We start from the raw sequence: 18,067 nt of genomic DNA on the forward strand, positions 1-18,067 counted from the left end.
CGTGAACAACTGCGACGACAAGTGCCCCGGTTCGCAGGCTGGCCAGACCATCGGTCCGGACGGCTGCCCGGTGCCGGTCTCGATCGACCTGAAGGGCGTGAACTTCGACTTCGACAAGGCCACGCTGCGTCCGGATTCGACCGCCATCCTCAACGAGGCCGTCGAAATCCTGAAGCGCAACCCGTCGCTGCGCGTCGAAGTCGCCGGTCACACCGACCAGTGCGGTAAGGACGCGTACAACCAGAAGCTGTCGGAGCGTCGCGCTCAGACCGTGTACGACTACCTGACCAGCAACGGCGTGGAAGCGTCGCGTCTGGGCGGTCCGAACGGCTACGGCGAAAGCCGTCCGCTGGAAGACAAGGGCCAGGCGTTCCCGGGCTGCAAGAGCGAGACCAACCGTCGTACCGAGCTGAACTCCCAGAACTAAGGGACGCCAGCCGGTTCCTCGGAACCCGCCGCAACACCACGAAGCCCGGCCTAGCGCCGGGCTTCGTTCATTTGCGGGCCATAGTTGATAAACAACGTTAAGTGGTATTAACAATCGTCTTGACGGTGTATCATCGCCCCGCCAGTGATCGCCTGCCGGCGTGACCGTGCCAGACGGCGTCCCTGCTGGGCTTTCCGCCGTGAATCAAACCGTTCCTACTGATCTGAAGGAGTTAGAGATGAAGATCCGTTTGTTGAGCACCGCATTGTTGGCGGGCTTGGCGTTTGCCCAGGCGGCCAGCGCGCAGGATTTCGACGACCGCTGGTACATCACCGGTTCGGCCGGCATGAACCTGCAGGACAACGACCGCGGTACCCGTAACGCNTCTGAACCAAGGAGCTATAACAAATGAATAAGAAACTCCTCTGCGCCGCCCTGCTGGGTGGCCTGAGTCTGGCCCAGGCGGCCAGCGCGCAGGATTTCGACGACCGCTGGTACATCACCGGTTCGGCCGGCATGAACCTGCAGGACAACGACCGCGGTACCCGTAACGCCCCGTTCGTGGGCCTGGGCGTGGGCAAGTTCATCAGCCCGAAYTGGTCGGTCGACGGTGAGCTGAACTATCAGCACCCGAAGTTCGACGCCGACCAGGACCTGTCGTGGAGCCAGTACGGCGTCTCGCTGGACTTCCGTCGCCACTTCATCACCGAAGGCCGCAACTGGAACCCGTACGCCCTGCTGGGTATCGGTTACCAGCGTTCGGAAGAAGAATTCGACAACTTCCCGTCGCCGAACTCGCCGGGCCGCCGTGAAGACGGCAACCTGGCCGCCAAGGTCGGTCTGGGCATCCAGGGCGACCTGGGCCGCGTCGGTATCCGTACCGARCTGGCGTACCGCGCCGATTTCGACGACACCAGCATTGCCGCTCCGCAGGAAGACTGGTTCGGCGACGTGCTGGCTTCGGTCGGCATCATCGTCCCGCTGGGTCCGGAAGCTGAAGCCCCGGTCGCTCCGGCTCCGGTCGTTGCCGCCAACTGCGCCGATCAGGACGACGACGGCGACGGCGTGAACAACTGCGACGACAAGTGCCCCGGTTCGCAGGCTGGCCAGACCATCGGTCCGGACGGCTGCCCGGTGCCGGTCTCGATCGACCTGAAGGGCGTNGTCGCCGAACTCGCCGGGCCGCCGTGAAGACGGCAACCTGGCCGCCAAGGTCGGTCTGGGCATCCAGGGCGACCTGGGCCGCGTCGGTATCCGTACCGAACTGGCGTACCGCGCCGATTTCGACGACACCAGCATTGCCGCTCCGCAGGAAGACTGGTTCGGCGACGTGCTGGCTTCGGTCGGCATCATCGTGCCGCTGGGCCCGGAAGCTGAAGCTCCGGTCGCTCCGGCTCCGGTCGTTGCCGCCAACTGCGCCGATCAGGACGACGACGGCGACGGCGTGAACAACTGCGACGACAAGTGCCCCGGTTCGCAGGCTGGCCAGACCATCGGTCCGGACGGCTGCCCGGTGCCGGTCTCGATCGACCTGAAGGGCGTCAACTTCGACTTCGACAAGGCCACGCTGCGTCCTGACGCGGTGACGATCCTGAACGAAGCCGCCGAGATCCTGAAGCGCTATCCGGAACTGAAGGTCGAAGTGGCTGGTCACACCGACCAGTGCGGTAAGGACGCGTACAACCAGAAGCTGTCCGAGCGTCGCGCTCGCGCCGCCTACGACTACCTGACCAGCAACGGCGTCGATGCCGCTCGTCTGTCGGGTCCGAACGGCTACGGCGAGAGCCGTCCGCTGGAAGACCTGGGTCAGGCGTTCCCGGCGTGCAAGAGCGAGAAGAACCGCCGCACCGAGCTGAACGTCCAGAACTAAGGACGACGGGGCCCTCGGGACCCGAAAGCGACACCACGAAGCCCGGCCTAGTGCCGGGCTTCGTTTTTTTGCGCGTGCGGCATGCACGGCGGAAACGTGATCGCAGCGGCGGAACGGCGGCATGTGAACGATGCTGCGGTTGTCCGATCAGCCCCCCGCGCCTACACTGTTTCGGTCGTGTCCGGACCCTGTCGGGACATCGCTACAGCCAGACCGGGAGGAGTTCGCCATGCATCGTGTCCTAGTCGCAGCGCCGCTGCTGTTGATCGCAACGATCGCCCAAGCCGACGTCGGCAACTGCGGCGCGATCTCCGTGCCCGCGCTGCCGGTGCAGCCGACCGTGATCGCCCCGGTCGCGCCGGAACTGGTCGCTCCCTCGTACCAACTGGGCTCGCCGACCGGCGTGCTCTCGCAAGCCTTCGACGAATCCCTGTCGGTGGACCGCGTGCTGCTGCGCATGCGCATCGACGGCTGCAACCTGGCCAACGCCAAGCCCGCCGCCGGCGGCATGCCGAGTTCGAACGATCCGGCCGCCTACAAGCCCAAGACCCAGTTCGACAACACCCCTTGGCGCTTCGACATGAGCCAGAACGGCAAGCGCATGACCGCCGACGAATTCAGCGCCTGGATGAAGGCCAAGGGCGTGCGCGTGGCCAAGGGCGCCCCTGGTTCGGCGCCTGCGACGCCGCCGCCGGCCCCGGTGGTCGAAGCGCCCAAGGACGAGAAGAAGGGCAAGAAGAAGTAAGCGCCGCGCTGTCGCGCCGCGTTCTTCGCGCCATCCACCACATCCCGGCCGCGCCGCGCGCGCGGCCTTCGTCATGACCGCCATACCTCGTCACGGCCTCGCCCGCGTGCTGTCCAAGCAGGGTCTGTGCTCGCGCACCGAAGCCGCGCGCTGGATCGCCGCCGGCCGGGTCGCGGTCGACGGCCGGGTGGTGCGCGACCCCGAATTCCCGATCCAGCGCGGCCGCCAGCGCATCGCCGTCGACGGCCGCGATATCGACCAGGCCGCGCGCCTGTACCTGATGCTCAACAAGCCGCGCGGCCTGGTCACCAGCGCCCGCGACGAACGCGGCCGCGACACCGTCTACCGCTGCCTCGACGGCGCCCAATGGCAGGGCGCGCCGCTGCCGTGGCTGGCCCCGGTCGGGCGCCTGGACCAGGCCAGCGAAGGTCTGCTGCTGTTCTGCAACGACCCCGAATGGGCCGCGCGCATCACCGACCCCGAACACGGTCCGGACAAGACCTACCACGTCCAGATCGACACCATCCCCGACGCCGACGCGCTCGCGGCCCTGGTCGCCGGCGTGGTCGAGGACGGCGAGCCGCTGCGCGCCAAGTCGGCGCGCCTGCTGCGCAGCGGCGAGAAGAACGCCTGGCTGGAGATCGTGCTGGACGAAGGCCGCAACCGTCAGATCCGGCGCTTGCTGGCCGCGTCCGACATCGGCGTGCTGCGGCTGCTGCGGGTCGCGATCGGCGAACTGGCGCTGGGCGAACTCGGCAAGGGTCAGTGGCGGATGCTGAGCGCGGCGGAAGTCGCGCAACTCTCGCGTTGATGCGCAAATCGCGCCGTTCGCATCGACGGCCCGACGCGAACGCTTAACCGGCGCGTCCCGTGCCCGAAAAAAGCGTGCGCTGCTGCGGCATCGCGGCGTGCGCCTGCGCCGCAATCGCGACATCGCTGCGCGCGCCTGCGCAGGAGTGTGCCAGACCGCACCGTTTCGCACCTTTGAGTTGCGATGCGCGCACCTAGACTCCCCGGACCGATGGGTTGGACTTTGGGGAGTGTGGAATGCGTACGATCGCGATGGCGATACCGCTGCTGCTGTGTTCGGGTTGGCTCGGCGCGCAGGAGCTGCCCTGCGGCAGCGCCCCGGCCGTGCAGGCCGAAGTTGCGTTGTTGCTGGAGCCGACCGCCGCGACGCCGAAGCTGGCAAGGCGCCAGCTCACGGGCGGCAACGGCCTGCTCGCTTTCGCCGAGGCCGCCCCCCTGTCGCCCACGCTGGCATCGCCGCTGGGAGCATGCACGCAGCTGACCGCGCGTCGCGACAAGCGCAAGCGCAGCGCCGGCGGCAGCAGCGCCGCCCCGGCCGCCTACAAGCCCAAGACCCGCTACGACAACACGCCCTGGCGCTTCAACATGGAACAGAACGGCAAGCGCATGACCGCCGATGAGTTCGATGCCTGGATGAAGGCCAAGGGCGTGCGCGTGGCCAAGGGCGCACCGATGCCGGTGAAGAAGGAAGACCAGCGCCGCCGCATCGCACGCGAACGCTGAGCGAGCCGGATGGAACCGCAGCGCTGAGCGAGCCGGACGCAACCGCAGCGCCGAGCGAGCCGAACCGGACCGCTGCGCCATGCGGGCGCGGCGCGCGCCCGCGCCCGCGCCTTCGCGGGCATGCATCGGCGTGCGAGCGCGAGCGCGCGCGAGAAGAACGGAGCAGGGCGTTGCGCCATCGCGCGTCGCAACGCGGGCACTGGCTTCGTGCCGCATCCCTGGGCTAGTCTCGCCCTACCGCAGCGCTGAGCCGACGCAGATCGCGTCGCAGCGCCGGCCGCGCCCATGAAGGGCTCGGATATCGACACAGGGAGGTGGCCAGCCGGCCCGGATCTCGCGATCCGTAGAGGACGCCGGCACCGACGTACTTTTCTGCGACCCGCGCCGGCCCTGCCCGGTACGGCGACGCCGCGCGCGGCTGCGCGCTTCCCCCCATCTCAAGGAGAGAATCATGCTTCGTAACAGCTATGTCGCATTCAAGGCCCTGCTGCTGTCCCTGCTGCTGATCGCCAGTCCGCTGGCCCTGGCCGAACCGACGGCCGCCAATCAGCAGATGCAGATGGCCCAGCTCAATTTCATGCAGGTGAAATTGCAGTTCCAGATGGCCCAGAACTACCTCGCCACCGGCAACATCAACCTGGCGCGCCAGTCCTTCATCTCCGCCCAGGTCAGCGCACAGCTGCTGAACATGTCCGTGATGCAGCTGAAGATGGAGAACACCGACACGCTCAACAACGGCCAGTACGTGCATCGCGCGCCGCAGGAACGCGCGGTGGCCTACAGCGAACTCGCCAGTCTCGATGCGCTGCAGCTGTCGGTGCAGCTGTCGGTGCTGGCGCAGCAGCCGACCTCGTACGGGAACCGGATCCAGGCGCAGATCGCCATCCAGCAGTTGACCTTGAGCCTGCAGCAGTGCGCGCAGGAAATGGCGGCCGCGCAGTAAGTCGTAGTGGCGGAATCGATACGCGCGAAGACCGTTCGCAGATTCCGCATCGCGCCGGGTCGCCGCATGCGCAGCGGCCCGGTCGCGAACGGCGCCGTTGCGGCGCCGCTTGAGGCTCAGGCAGCGATTACGCCCAGCTCGCGGCCGATCTTCACGAACGCGGCGATCGCCCGGTCCAGATGTTCGCGCGTGTGCGCCGCCGACATCTGGGTGCGGATGCGCGCCTGACCCTGCGGCACCACCGGGAAGAAGAAGCCGATCGCGTAGATGCCTTCTTCGAGCAGGCGCGCGGCGAACTTCTGCGCCAGCGGCGCGTCGTACAGCATCACCGGCGCGATCGGATGCACGCCCGGCTTGATGTCGAAACCGGCCTGGGTCATGCGCTCGCGGAAATAAGCGGTGTTCTCGGCCAGGCGCTCGCGCAGCTCGCCGGCGGCCGACAGCATCTCGAAGGCCTTGATGCCGGCCGAGACCACGTGCGGCGGCAGCGAGTTGGAGAACAGATAGGGGCGCGAACGCTGCCGCAGCAGCTCGATCACTTCCTTCCTGGCGGTGGTGAAACCGCCCAGCGCGCCGCCCATGGCCTTGCCCAGGGTGCCGGTGAAGATGTCGATCTTGTCCATCACGCCCTTGACCTCGGCCGAGCCGCGGCCGCTGGCGCCGAGGAAGCCGGTGGCATGGCATTCGTCGATGTGGACCAGGGCGCCGTACTTCTTGGCCAGCGCGGTGATTTCGTCGAGCGGGGCGATGAATCCGTCCATCGAGAACACGCCGTCGCTGGTGATCAGTTTGGTCTTGCAGCCGGCGGCGTCGGCGGCCTGCAGCTGCTTCTCCAGGTCGGCCATGTCGCAGTTGGCGTAGCGGAAGCGCTTGGCCTTGCACAGGCGCACGCCGTCGATGATCGAGGCGTGGTTGAGCGCGTCGGAAATGATCGCGTCGTTTTCGTCCAGCAGCGGCTCGAACAGGCCGCCGTTGGCGTCGAAGCAGGCCGCGTACAGGATCGTGTCTTCGGTGCCGAAGAAATCCGCGATGGTCTTTTCCAGTTGCTTGTGCAGGTCCTGGGTGCCGCAGATGAAGCGCACCGAGGCCATGCCGAAACCGTGCGTGTCCAGCGCGTCTTTCGCGGCCTGGATCACGTCCGGATGGTCGGCCAGGCCGAGGTAGTTGTTGGCGCAGAAGTTCAGCACCGTGCGACCGTCGGCGAGGGTGATTTCGGCCGACTGCGGGCTGGTGATCACGCGCTCGGACTTGAACAGCCCGGCGGCGCGGATCTCGTCCAGGGTGTCGGCGTAACGTTGGGTCAGGGACATAGAGGCCGGGATTCGAGATTAGGGATTAGGGATTTGGGATTGGCGAGGCGAAGCGGGGGGCGGTTGGAGTTCGCTTTTACGAATCCCCAATCCCGAATCCCGGCCTTCATCAATTCCAACTCAATACGACCTTGCCGGCCTTGCCCGCTTCCATCAGGTCGAAGCCCTTCTGGAAATCGTCGATCGACAGCTGGTGGGTGAGCACCTTGCCGAGCGGGAAACCGCCGAGCACCAGCTGGGTCATCTTGTACCAGGTCTCGTACATCTTGCGGCCGTAGATGCCGTGCAGGGTCAGGCCCTTGAAGATGATCTTGTCCCAGTCCGCGCCGGCGCCCTTGGGCATGATGCCGAGCATGGCGATCTTGCCGCCGTGGTACATGCAGTCGAGCATGTCGTTGAACGCGCGCGGGTTGCCGCTCATTTCCAGGCCGACGTCGAAGCCTTCCATGTGCAGGTCGGCCATCACGTCCTTGAGCGACTGGTTGGCGACGTTGACCACGCGGGTGGCGCCCATGTCGGCGGCCAGCTTGAGGCGGAAGTCGTTGACGTCGGTGACCACCACGTTGCGCGCGCCGATGTGCTTGCAGATGCCCGCGGCGATGATGCCGATCGGGCCGGCGCCGGTGATCAGCACGTCCTCGCCGACCACGTCGAATTCCAGCGCGCAGTGCGCGGCGTTGCCGAAGGGATCGAAGAACGCGGCCAGCTCGCTCGGGATCTGGTCCGGGATCGGCCACAGGTTGCTGGCCGGCATCACGATGTATTCGGCGAAGGCGCCGTTGCGGTTCACGCCGATGCCGGTGGTGTTCGGGCACAGGTGCTGGCGGCCGGCGCGGCAATTGCGGCAATGGCCGCAGACGATGTGGCCTTCGGCCGAGACGCGCATGCCGACGGTGTAGCCGGTGACGCCGGCGCCCACCTCGACCACGCGGCCGACGAATTCGTGGCCGATCACCAGGCCGGGCTTGATCGTGCGCTGGCTCCACTCGTCCCACAGGTAGATGTGCAGGTCGGTGCCGCAGATCGCGGTCTTTTCGAGCTTGATCAGGACCTCGTTCGGCCCCGGCGTGGGAACCGGCACCTGTTCCATCCAGATGCCCTTGCCGGTTTCGCGCTTGACCAGTGCCTTCATCGTTTGCGTCATGGGTTGCATGCCTTCGGGTGCCGCGCGGGGGTGCGGTTAAAGAGACCGGAATTATACGCCCCGGACCTGCGCCGGACGCCCGCCGGGTTTGCCCGGTCCAGTCCGCATCGCCTATCGTCGCGGCTTCCCAGCGATCCGGATCGACCATGCGCCCCCGTCTGTTAGCCCTGTCCCTGGCGCTGTGCGCCGCGCCCGCCCATTCCGACGAGGGCATGTGGATGCCGTCGCAGTTGCCGGAGATCGCCGCGCAACTGCGTGCGGCCGGTTTCAAGGGCGAACCCGGCGACCTCGCCGAGCTGGCCAAGCCGCCGATGAACGCCGTGGTCAAGGTCGGCGGCGCCACCGGGGCTTTCGTCTCCGGCGACGGCCTGGTGCTGACCAACCACCATGTCGCCTTCGGGGTGATCCAGTACAACAGCAAGCCGGACAAGGACCTGATCAAGCACGGCTACATCGCCGCCGATCGCGCCGCCGAGCTGCCGGCCAATCCCGACTACCGGGTCCTGGTCACCACCGGCTTCGACCGGATCACCGACCGCATCCTGGCCGGCGCGCGCGGCAAACAGGGCCGCGCCTACTACGACGCGGTCGACGCCGCGACCAAGGCTGTGGTCGCCGAATGCGAGCGCGAGCCGGGCAACCGCTGCAGCGTCGCCAACATGTACTACGGCACCGACTTCTACCTGATCCGCCAGCTCGAGCTGCGCGACATCCGCCTGGTCTACGCGCCGCCGGACAGCATCGGCAACTACGGCGACGAGGTCGACAACTTCGTCTGGCCGCGCCACAGCGGCGACTTCACCCTGTTGCGCGCCTACGTCGGCCGCGACGGCAAGCCGGCCGACTATTCGCCCGACAACGTGCCCTACCAGCCGCCGGGCCACCTGCAGGTCTCCACCGACCCGGTGCGCGAGGGCGACTACGCCATGCTCGCCGGCTATCCGGGCATCACCTTCCGCCACCGCATGGCTTCGGAGTTCAAGCAGCAGATCGAATGGCAGCTGCCCTCGCGCGTGGCCCTGTTCGGCGACATGATCAAGACCGTCGAAACCGCCGCGGCCGGCGACGCCGAGGCCAAGGTGCGCTACGCGGCCCAGGTCGCGAGTTTCAAGAACACCCTCAAGCGCGCCCAGGGCGAGCTCGACGGCCTGCGCCGCAGCGACGCGGTGCGGGTGCGCGCCGACGACGAAGCCGCGATGCTGGCCTGGCTGGCCAAGCAGCGCGAGGCCAAGGCGATCCGCGCCGACATCGACGCCGCGCAGCGCGTGCTCGATGCCGCCGCTAAGACCGCCGAGCGCGATCAACTGCTGGCCGCGATCCGCAGCCAGAGCCAGCTGCTGCGCGCCGCCATCACCTTGCAGCGACTGGCCGCGGAGCGCGCCAAGCCCGATGCGCAGCGCGAATCCGGCTACCAGCAGCGCGACGAGACCCTGATCGCCGGCCAGCTCAAGCAAGTCCAGCGCCGTTACGCGCCGGAGGTCGAAAAGCGCCTGCTGCGCGAGCTGCTGATCCAGTACAAAGCGCTGGCCCAGGACCAGCGCATCGCCGAGTTCGACGCGGTGTTCCCTGGCGCCGATGCGGACGCGCTGCAGGCCGCGCTCGACAGCCTGTACGCGGGCACGCGCCTGGGCGACGAAGCCGAACGCCTGCGCCTGATGAACGCGCCGGCCGCGGAACTGAAGGCCTCAGACGACAGCCTGCTCAAGGCCGCGACCGCGCTGATGCCGGCGCTGCTGCGCCTGGAAGAACAGAGCAAGGCGCGCGAAGGCGAGCTGCTGCGACTGCGCCCGGCCTACATGCGCGCGCTGATCGGTTTCCGCAAATCGCAGGGCCGCGCGGTGTATCCGGACGCCAACTCCACTCTGCGCGTGAGCTACGGCAAGGTCAGCGCCATGGACCCGCGCGACGGCGTGCGCTATCGCCCCTTGACCACGGTCCAGGGCATCGTCGAGAAGCACACCGGAGTGGCTCCGTTCGACGCGCCGCAGACCCTGCGCGAAGCGATCGCCAAAGGCGATTTCGGCAGCACCGTCGATCCCGAACTCAAGACCCAGACCGTCGACTTCCTGACCAACCTCGACACCACCGGCGGCAATTCCGGCTCGCCGGTGCTCGACGCCCACGGCAAGCTGATCGGCCTGAACTTCGACAGCAACTGGGAGGCGGTCAGCGCCAGCTGGATGTTCGACCCGCGCTACAAGCGCGCGATCCATGTCGACCTGCGCTACATGCGCTGGCTGCTGGCCAAGGTCTACCCGGCGCCGCATTTGCTCAAAGAAATGAATCTGCCCGCCGAATGAGGCGCGGCGCAGTCTGAATGGCCGGGGCAGGACTTTCGTCATGCCCCGGCCCAAGTCCGGCGGGCTAGACTCGCCGGTCGATTACCGCAAGGAGTGTTGCATGCGATACACGGCGTTGGCTGCGGCCATGGCGATGACGGGGACGTTCGCGGTCGGGGCCGGTCCGGCCCACGCGGGCGAGGGCATGTGGGTGCCGCAGCAATTGCCGGAGATCGCCGGCCCGCTGAAAAAGGCCGGGCTGAAGTTGAACGCCAAGCAGCTGGCCGACCTGACCGGCGACCCGATGGGCGCCGTGGTCTCGCTGGGCGGCTGCACCGCCAGCTTCGTGTCGCCGCAGGGTCTGGTGGTGACCAACCACCACTGCGCCTACGGCGCGATCCAGCTCAATTCCACCGCCGACAAGAACCTGATGCGCGACGGCTTCAACGCCGCCACCGCCGCCGAGGAAGTGTCGGCCGGCCCGAACGCGCGCATCTATGCCCTGGATTCGATCCAGGACGTGACCCGCGAAGTGAAGAACGCGATCGCCGCCGCGCCCGACGCGCTTAGCCGCACGCGCGCGCTGGAAGACGTCGAGAAGCGCCTGGTCGCGGCCTGCGAAGCCGACGCCGGTTTCCGCTGCCGCCTCTACAGCTTCTCCGGCGGCAACGTCTACCGCCTGTTCCGCAACCTCGAGATCAAGGACGTGCGCCTGGTTTACGCGCCGCCGGGCAGCATCGGCAACTACGGCGGCGAAGTCGACAACTGGATGTGGCCGCGCCACACCGGCGACTTCTCGTTCTACCGCGCCTACGTCGGCAAGGACGGCAAGCCCGCCGCCTACGCCGCCGACAACGTGCCCTACCAGCCCAAGCATTGGCTGAAGATCGCGACCCAGCCGCTGGGCGCGGGCGATTTCGTCATGGTCGCCGGTTACCCGGGTTCGACCAGCCGCTATGCGCTGGCTGAGGATTTCGACAACACCGCGCAGTGGACCTATCCCACCGTCGGCGGCCACTACAAGAAACTGGTCGCGATGGTCCAGGCCGAAGGCGCCAAGAACCCCGACATCGCGGTCAAGTACGCCAACACCGTGCGCGGCTGGCAGAACTCGATGAAGAACTACGACGGCCAGCTCGACGGCTTCCAGCGCATCGGCGCCAGCGAGAAGAAGCACGCCGACGACGCGGCGGTGCTCGAATGGCTGCGCAAGCAGGGCGCCAAGGGCGAACCGGCGCTGGCCGCGCACGACACCCTGGTCCAGGTCGGCGCGGCCGCGCGCGCCAACCGCGAGCGCGACCTGGTGTTCAGCCAGTTCCGCAACACCGGCGCGATCGGCGCCGCGCTGCAGCTGTACCGCCTGTCGATCGAACGTGCCAAGCCCGACGCTCAGCGCGAGCAGGGCTATCAGCAGCGCGACATGCCGGCGTTCGAAGGCGCGATGAAGCAGATGGAGCGCCGCTACGACCCGAAGATGGACCGTCAGCTGCAGGCGTACTGGCTGGCCGAGTACGTGAAGCTGCCGGCGGCGCAGCGCGTCCCCGCGCTCGACAAGTGGCTGGGCGGCTCGGACGAGAAGGCGATCAAGCGCGCGCTCGACAAGCTGGCCAAGACCAAGCTGGGCAACACCGAAACGCGCATGGGCCTGATCCAGGCCGACCGCGCCGCGTTCGACAAGAGCAAGGACCCGGCGATCCAGCTGGCCGCGGCGCTCATGCCGACCGTGCTGAAACTGGAAGAGGAAGCCAAGGCGCGCGCCGGCGAGACCCTGGTCGCGCGCCCGGTCTATCTGCAGGCGGTCGCCGACTACAAAAAGAGCAAGGGCCAGTTCGTGTACCCGGACGCCAACTCCTCGCTGCGCATCACCTTCGGCAACGTGATGGGCTACACCAAGACCGACGGCAGCAAGCAGGCGCCCTTCACCAAGCTGGAAGAAGTCGCGGCCAAGGCCACCGGCACCGAACCCTTCGATGCACCGCAGGCCCTGCTCGACGCGATCGCCGCCAAGCGTTACGGCGGTCTGGCCGACAAGCGCCTGGGCACGGTGCCGGTCAACTTCCTGTCCAACCTCGACATCACCGGCGGCAATTCCGGTTCGCCGGTGCTCGACGGCAGCGGCAAGCTGGTCGGCCTGGCCTTCGACGGCAACTGGGAGTCGGTGAGCTCGAACTGGGTGTTCGACCCGACCATGACCCGCATGATCGCGGTCGATCAGCGCTACATGCGCTGGATCATGCAGGAGGTCTACCCGGCGCCGCAGCTGCTGAAGGAACTCAACATCGCGCCGAAGTGAGGCGCGAAGCCTGAGCAAGACCGAAAAGGCCGGGCGATCGCCCGGCCTCTTTCGTTTCCGCACCGCTCGCTTCGGGGTAGGAGCGGCGTAAGCCGCGATCACGAAGTCACGCACATCCGCGCATGTTCGTTGTCATGCACATCCGCGCAGGTTCGTTTCCACGTATTGCGCATGCTTTAAGTGCCGCGACGCAGCGGCAAAGGCGTGGTCGCGGCTTACGCCGCTCCTACCCCAAGGCGTCGTCCGCGTCGGTCTATTCGGCTGCTGTGTCCAGGGCACCGCATGCGCGAAGGCCGGGCCGGAGCCTGGCTTCTTCGTTTCCGCGCCGCCTGCTTTGGGGTAGGAGCGGCGTAAGCCGCGACCAAGAAGTCACACACATCCGCGCATGCTCGTTGTCATGCACATCCGCGCAGGTTCGTTTCCACATATTGCGCATGCTTTAGGTTCCGCGGCGCAGCGGCCAAGGCGTGGTCGCGGCTTACGCCGCTCCTACCCCAAGGCGTCGGCTGCGTCGGTCTATTCGGCTGCTGTGTCCAAGGTGTCGCATACGAAAAGGCCGGGCCGGAGCCCGGCCTTTTCGTTTCCGCGCCGCTCGCTTCGGGGTAGGAGCGGCGTAAGCCGCGACCACGAAGTCACGCACATCCGCGCATGTTCGTTATCACGCACATCCGCGCATGTTCGTTTCCACGTATTGCGCATGCTTTAGGTGCCGCGACGCAGCGGCAAAGGCGTGGTCGCGGCTTACGCCGCTCCTACCCCAAGGCGCGATCTGCGTCGGTCTGTTCGGCTGCTGTGTCCAAGACATCGCATATGCGAAGGCCGGGCAGAGGCCCGGCCTTCGCGATTTCGCTGTGGTAGCTAAGGCTCAATCGCCCGGGCAGAACGCATGCCCCGAGCTGTAGCGCGAAGTCAGCACGCCGGACTGGTAGTACGTGCCGTCGCAATCCATCGAAGACTCGCCGACCGCCTGGCCGTTGGCGTCGAAGTAGACGTAGAACTCGCCGATTTCGTCGGCGATCGGCGGGCGGGCGAGGGCGGCGGTGGCGTAGATGGCCAGAGCGAGGCCCAGGCCGATGACGATGCGCTTACGCATGGGTGTTTCTCCTTGGATGCGGCGCGCGCGACGCAGCTGCGCGGCGGGGCGCCGGAATGGCGGTGGTGGGCTTGGCGCGCGCGCGTCGCGGCGTGTGCGCGGTTGCGGATCGGCGGATCGGCTCAGCGCGGGTCGGGATCGCAGATGAAGTAGCCGTCGGCGTAGGTTTTGGTGAACTTGCCCCAGGACGTGTGGGTGCCGTCGCACTCGATGGCTTGGTAGCCGACCACCGCACCGTTGGCGTCGTAGTAGTAATAGAACTGGCCGGGGCCGGTCGGCCCGACCGCGGCGATGGCCGCGCCCATGGTCGCCGCGGCCAGCAGGCCGAGGGCCCAAACGGTCTTCTTTCGCATCTTCCACTCCCTGTCGTCGAATGCGCCGGCGTCGGTGCCGGCGCTGCGACCCTAGGGCGGTATTTGTTGCGATCAGGTGAGGCTGAAGCTAGGAATTCGTGACTTTGTGACCGCGTTCCGTACCGGCGTCGCGAATTGATTAGGCCGGCACATCGGCGCAGTGACGGCGGTGCGGTGCTTGCAACCGCGCCCGGCTTTGCTAATCTGCGCCCTCAGTCGCGGATTCCCATGCCAGCCGGCCCCGTCTCCCGACCCGTGTCAGATGCCGCCTTACCGCGGCCGCGCTACCCCAGGTCCGTCCCTCAACCGGCGGCCCGGACGTAGCCGAACCTGTTCCCGCAGTGCCGGCTCATAGGCTTTCCGCGCTCCCATCCCACGAATGGAGCTTGCGATGAAAGTACTGGCCTGCGATGGCATCCACGAAGACGGTCTGGCCCTGTTCCGCGATGCGGGCTGGGACGTGGTCGTCGCCCCCGCCCCGATCAAAGATCCCGACGCGCTCGCCCTGGCGCTGGCCGATGTCGACGCCGTGCTGGTGCGTTCGGCCACCGCCGTGCCGGCCGAGGCGCTGCGCGAGGCCAGGCAACTGCGCGTGATCGGCCGCGCCGGCGCCGGCGTCGACACCATCGACGTCGAAGCCGCCACCGCACGCGGCATCGCGGTGATGAATGCGCCCGACGGCAACACCCTGGCCGCGGCCGAGCACGCGATCTCGCTGCTGTTCGCGCTGGCCCGCCACATCCCGCGCGCCGACGCCGGCATGAAGGCCGGCGAGTGGCCCAAGGCCGGCCTGACCGGCTTCGAGCTGGAAGGCAAGAAGCTGGGCGTGATCGGCCTGGGTCGGATCGGCGGCACCGTCGCGCGCAAGGCCCAGGGAATCGGCATGGAGGTCGCAGCCTACGATCCCTTCCTGCCCGCGTCCGCCGCCGGCAAGGGCAGCGTGCCGCTGAAGACCCTGGACGAACTGCTGGCCTGGGCCGACGTGGTCACCCTGCACATCCCGCGCACCAAGGAAACCACCAATCTGCTGTCGGAAGCGCGGATGCGCGCGATGAAGAAGGGCGCCTACATCGTCAACGCCGCACGCGGCGGCTTGGTCGACGAGACCGCGCTGCTGACCCTGCTCGACGAAGGCCACATCGCCGGCGCCGCCCTCGACACCTTCGCCACCGAGCCGCTGCAGGCCGACTCGCCGCTGCGCGCGAACGCCAAGCTGATCCTGACCCCGCACCTGGGCGCGTCCACCAGCGAAGCCCAGCAGGCCGTCAGCACCATCCTGGCGCGCCAGATCATCGATTTCGTCGCCACCGGCGCGGTCGCCGGCTGCGTCAACCTGCCGCCGCTGACCGCCGAAGCCGCGCGCGAAGTCGGCCCGTGGATGCCGCTGATGTCCTCGCTGGGCCGCCTCGCCGCGCGCCTGGTGCCGGCGCCGACGCGCCTGGAAATCACCTACGCCGGCCGCACCGAGGCGCTCGACACGCGGCCGCTGTCGCGTTTGCTGGTCGCCGCCCTGCTCGGCACCGCCTCCGGCCGCGTGACCCCGGTCAACGCCCTGCAGGAAGCCGCCGCGCGCGGCCTTGCCGTGTCCGAAACCCTCGGCGGCGACGGCGACGGCTTCGACCGCCTGCTCAAGCTGCGCGTGGTCGGCGAACACCGCACCCGCGAGATCGAAGCGACCCTGCACCGCGGCCCGCGCGTGGTCCGCCTGGACGGCGTCGAGATCGAATTCGATCCGCAGGCGCACGTGCTGCTGCTGCGCAACGAGGACCGTCCCGGCATGATCGGCCTGGTCGGCAGCCAGCTCGGCGCGGCCGGCGTCAACATCGTGAACTTCGCGCTGGGCGCGGCCGGCGACGGCCAGGCGCGCGCGGCGATCACGGTCGACAAGCCGGTGACCGACGAGCAACTCGCCGCGTTGCGCGCGACCCCCGGCATCCTTTCGCTGGCGCAGGTCTGACATGCGCATCCTGCTCGCACGTCACGGAGAAACGCCCTGGAACGCCGAAGGCCGTTACCAGGGCCAGGAAGACATCCCGCTGTCGCCGATCGGCGAAGCCCAGGCGATCGCCTTGGGCGAACGCCTGCGCGAAGTCGCGATCACGCGCGCGGTGGCCTCGCCGCTGGTGCGCGCGCGCCGTACCGCCGAACTCGCGCTCGGTCCGGCGCGCGCGGCCACGCTGCAACTGGACCCGGGCCTGATGGAAATCGCCCACGGCACCTGGGAGGGCCTGCTCGCCAGCGAGATCCGCGAGCGCGACGGCGAACGCCTGCAGGCCTGGCGCGACACCCCGGATGCGGTGCTGATGCCGGGCGGCGAATCGATCCAGCACGTGCTCGACCGCGCCTGGCCGGCGTTCGCGCGCGCGGCCGAAGGACTGGGCGAACACGACACCCTGCTGGTCGTGGCCCACGATGCGGTCAACCGCGTGCTGCTGTGCAAGGTGCTCGGCATCCCGCTGGCCAGGCTGTGGACCTTCCGCCAGGCGCCGACCACGCTCAACCTGCTCGAAGGCGGCGACGTCGATCACCTGGACGTGGTCCGGCTCAACGACTGCAGCCATCACACGCTGCTGTTCGGCGAAGCGGTGCATCGGGCGCTGTAGCCCCGGGCCGGCTGCCGCGCCTCATCGGGCGCGGCAGCTCCGGCGACAGGCGCGACCTTTGGCTTGGCCGTTCGGAGCCGCCCCAGCCTGTCTGCGGCAGATCGGATCGGCGACAATGGCGCCATGCAACGCACGCTCGCCGACTGGCTGTCCCACATCGAACGCATCCACCCCAAGTCCATCGACATGGGCCTGGAGCGCATCCGCGCGGTCTCCCAGCGCCTGGGGCTGAAACGCCCGGCCAGGAAGGTGGTCACCGTCGGCGGCACCAACGGCAAGGGTTCGACGGTGGCCTTCATCGAGGCGATCGCGCGCGCGGCCGGCAAGCGCGTCGGCGCCTACACCTCGCCGCACCTGCTGGCCTACAACGAGCGCGTGCGCATCGACGGCCGCGACGCCGATGACGCGGCGCTGATCGCGGCCTTCGAGGCCATCGAAGCCGCGCGCCTGGGCGAGGGCGAGGGCGAGGGCGAGATCGCGCTGACCTATTTCGAATACGGCACCCTGGCCGCGCTGTGGCTGTTCGAGCGCGCCAGGCTCGACCTGGCGATCCTGGAGGTCGGCCTGGGCGGGCGCCTGGACGCGACCAACATCGTCGACCCCGACGTGGCGGTGATCACCACGGTCGATATCGACCATCAGGACTACCTCGGCGACGACCGCGAAGCGATCGGTTACGAGAAGGCCGGCATCGCGCGCGGCTGGAAGCCGCTGGTGCTGGGCGACGACGATCCGCCGTCGAGCGTGCTGCGCCACGCCTACGCGATCGGCGCTTCGGCCATGCGCGCGAACTGCGACTTCTTCTTCGAAGCGCTGCCGGCGGTCATCGACGCGCCGCCGCAATGGCGCTGGCGCGAGGTCGGCTACCGCGCGCAGCTGCCGATGCCGCAATTGGCCGCCCCCGCGCAGCTGCGCAACGCCGCGGTCGCCATCGCCGCGCTGCGCGCCCTGGGCGGCGCGCCGAACAAGGCCCAGATCGCCGAGGGCGTGGCGCGCGCGCATGTGCCTGGGCGCCTGCAGCGTTTCGAACGCGCCGGCGTCGAGGTGCTCGTCGATGTCGGGCATAACCCGCAGGCCGCGCGCGAACTCGCAGCCTGGTTGGCCGCGGCGCCGGCCAGCGGACGGGTGCGCGCCGTGTTCGCCGCGCTCGCCGACAAGGACGTTGCCGGCGTGGTCGCAGCGCTGGCCGGACGCATCGACGAATGGCATCTGGCCGGCCTGACCGACAGCGGGCCGCGCGGCGTCGACGTGGACGCGTTCGCCCAGCGCCTGCGAGGCAGCGCGGCGGGCGAGGGCGAGCGTCACGCCGATGTCGCCGCGGCGCTGGACGCGGCGATCGCGCGCGCCGAAGCCGGCGACCGCATTCTGGTGTTCGGCTCCTTCCACACCGCTGCGGCGGCGATGGACTATCTGGCCACGCGCTAGCCCCGAGTCTTCAGTCACCGCCGTATTGCGGCGCGTCGCGCAGCGCCGT

Annotated in this window: 14 protein-coding genes and 1 pseudogene; 11 read left to right on the forward strand and 4 right to left on the reverse strand. The window is 68.3% G+C overall.

Annotated features, from left to right (window positions below; genetic code table 11):
- The 6 genes and pseudogenes from ASD78_RS15350 to ASD78_RS15380 form a co-directional block, all read left to right on the forward strand.
- Positions 1 to 427, forward strand: a 427-nt coding sequence (locus ASD78_RS15350; RefSeq protein ID WP_156087809.1) for an OmpA family protein, incomplete at its 5' end; no start/stop codon positions are given.
- 1,164 nt (positions 428 to 1,591) lie between these two features.
- A pseudogene (locus ASD78_RS15360) lies at positions 1,592 to 2,297 on the forward strand (OmpA family protein); the annotation flags it as partial.
- Positions 2,298 to 2,526: 229 nt separating this feature from the next.
- Entirely contained in the window at positions 2,527 to 3,042 is a 516-nt protein-coding gene (locus ASD78_RS15365) for a hypothetical protein (RefSeq protein ID WP_055901512.1), read from the forward strand.
- Positions 3,043 to 3,115: 73 nt separating this feature from the next.
- Positions 3,116 to 3,853, forward strand: coding sequence for a pseudouridine synthase (locus ASD78_RS15370; protein WP_056102999.1), 738 nt, complete (start codon positions 3,116 to 3,118; stop codon positions 3,851 to 3,853).
- A gap of 236 nt (positions 3,854 to 4,089) precedes the next feature.
- Entirely contained in the window at positions 4,090 to 4,575 is a 486-nt protein-coding gene (locus ASD78_RS21605) for a hypothetical protein (RefSeq protein WP_235566516.1), read from the forward strand.
- A 451-nt stretch (positions 4,576 to 5,026) separates the two neighbouring features.
- A complete protein-coding gene (locus ASD78_RS15380) occupies positions 5,027 to 5,518 on the forward strand; it encodes a hypothetical protein (protein ID WP_055901507.1) in 492 nt (163 codons plus the stop codon).
- Positions 5,519 to 5,634: 116 nt separating this feature from the next.
- On the opposite strand, the gene kbl is transcribed toward ASD78_RS15380, so the two are convergent.
- Both kbl and tdh read right to left on the reverse strand, forming a co-directional pair.
- Positions 5,635 to 6,828 (reverse strand): glycine C-acetyltransferase, encoded by a 1,194-nt coding sequence (kbl, locus tag ASD78_RS15385; RefSeq protein ID WP_056103002.1) that lies wholly within the window; start codon positions 6,826 to 6,828, stop codon positions 5,635 to 5,637.
- Between the two features lie 109 nt (positions 6,829 to 6,937).
- Complete coding sequence (gene tdh / locus ASD78_RS15390) at positions 6,938 to 7,972, reverse strand: L-threonine 3-dehydrogenase (protein WP_200944233.1); 1,035 nt, start codon at positions 7,970 to 7,972, stop codon at positions 6,938 to 6,940.
- Positions 7,973 to 8,118: 146 nt separating this feature from the next.
- Between tdh and ASD78_RS15395 the strand changes: the two genes are divergently transcribed.
- Both ASD78_RS15395 and ASD78_RS15400 read left to right on the forward strand, forming a co-directional pair.
- Positions 8,119 to 10,272 (forward strand): S46 family peptidase, encoded by a 2,154-nt coding sequence (locus ASD78_RS15395; protein WP_056103004.1) that lies wholly within the window; start codon positions 8,119 to 8,121, stop codon positions 10,270 to 10,272.
- A gap of 100 nt (positions 10,273 to 10,372) precedes the next feature.
- Complete coding sequence (locus tag ASD78_RS15400; RefSeq protein WP_056103007.1) at positions 10,373 to 12,544, forward strand: S46 family peptidase; 2,172 nt, start codon at positions 10,373 to 10,375, stop codon at positions 12,542 to 12,544.
- Between the two features lie 865 nt (positions 12,545 to 13,409).
- On the opposite strand, the gene ASD78_RS15405 is transcribed toward ASD78_RS15400, so the two are convergent.
- Positions 13,410 to 13,637: a DUF6289 family protein gene (locus ASD78_RS15405; RefSeq protein WP_055901496.1), complete on the reverse strand. Its 228-nt coding sequence runs from the start codon at positions 13,635 to 13,637 to the stop codon at positions 13,410 to 13,412.
- Positions 13,638 to 13,759: 122 nt separating this feature from the next.
- Positions 13,760 to 13,990, reverse strand: a complete 231-nt coding sequence (locus tag ASD78_RS15410; protein WP_055901494.1) for a DUF6289 family protein — start codon at positions 13,988 to 13,990, stop codon at positions 13,760 to 13,762.
- Between the two features lie 391 nt (positions 13,991 to 14,381).
- Here ASD78_RS15410 and serA point away from each other — a divergent pair, with 391 nt between their 5' ends.
- The 3 genes from serA to folC all read left to right on the forward strand — a co-directional run bounded on the left by serA (position 14,382) and on the right by folC (position 18,018).
- Positions 14,382 to 15,947 carry a phosphoglycerate dehydrogenase gene (gene serA, locus ASD78_RS15415; protein WP_056103010.1) on the forward strand — a complete coding sequence of 522 codons (1,566 nt, stop codon included), beginning with the start codon at positions 14,382 to 14,384 and terminating at the stop codon, positions 15,945 to 15,947.
- Between the two features lies 1 nt (position 15,948).
- Positions 15,949 to 16,593, forward strand: coding sequence for a histidine phosphatase family protein (locus tag ASD78_RS15420; RefSeq protein ID WP_056103013.1), 645 nt, complete (start codon positions 15,949 to 15,951; stop codon positions 16,591 to 16,593).
- Between the two features lie 123 nt (positions 16,594 to 16,716).
- Entirely contained in the window at positions 16,717 to 18,018 is a 1,302-nt protein-coding gene (gene folC, locus ASD78_RS15425; RefSeq protein WP_056103017.1) for a bifunctional tetrahydrofolate synthase/dihydrofolate synthase, read from the forward strand.
- The last annotated feature ends 49 nt before the right edge of the window (positions 18,019 to 18,067 follow it).

It is taken from the genome of Lysobacter sp. Root667, assembly GCF_001427715.1.
In the GTDB taxonomy this organism is placed as follows: Bacteria; Pseudomonadota; Gammaproteobacteria; order Xanthomonadales; family Xanthomonadaceae; genus Lysobacter.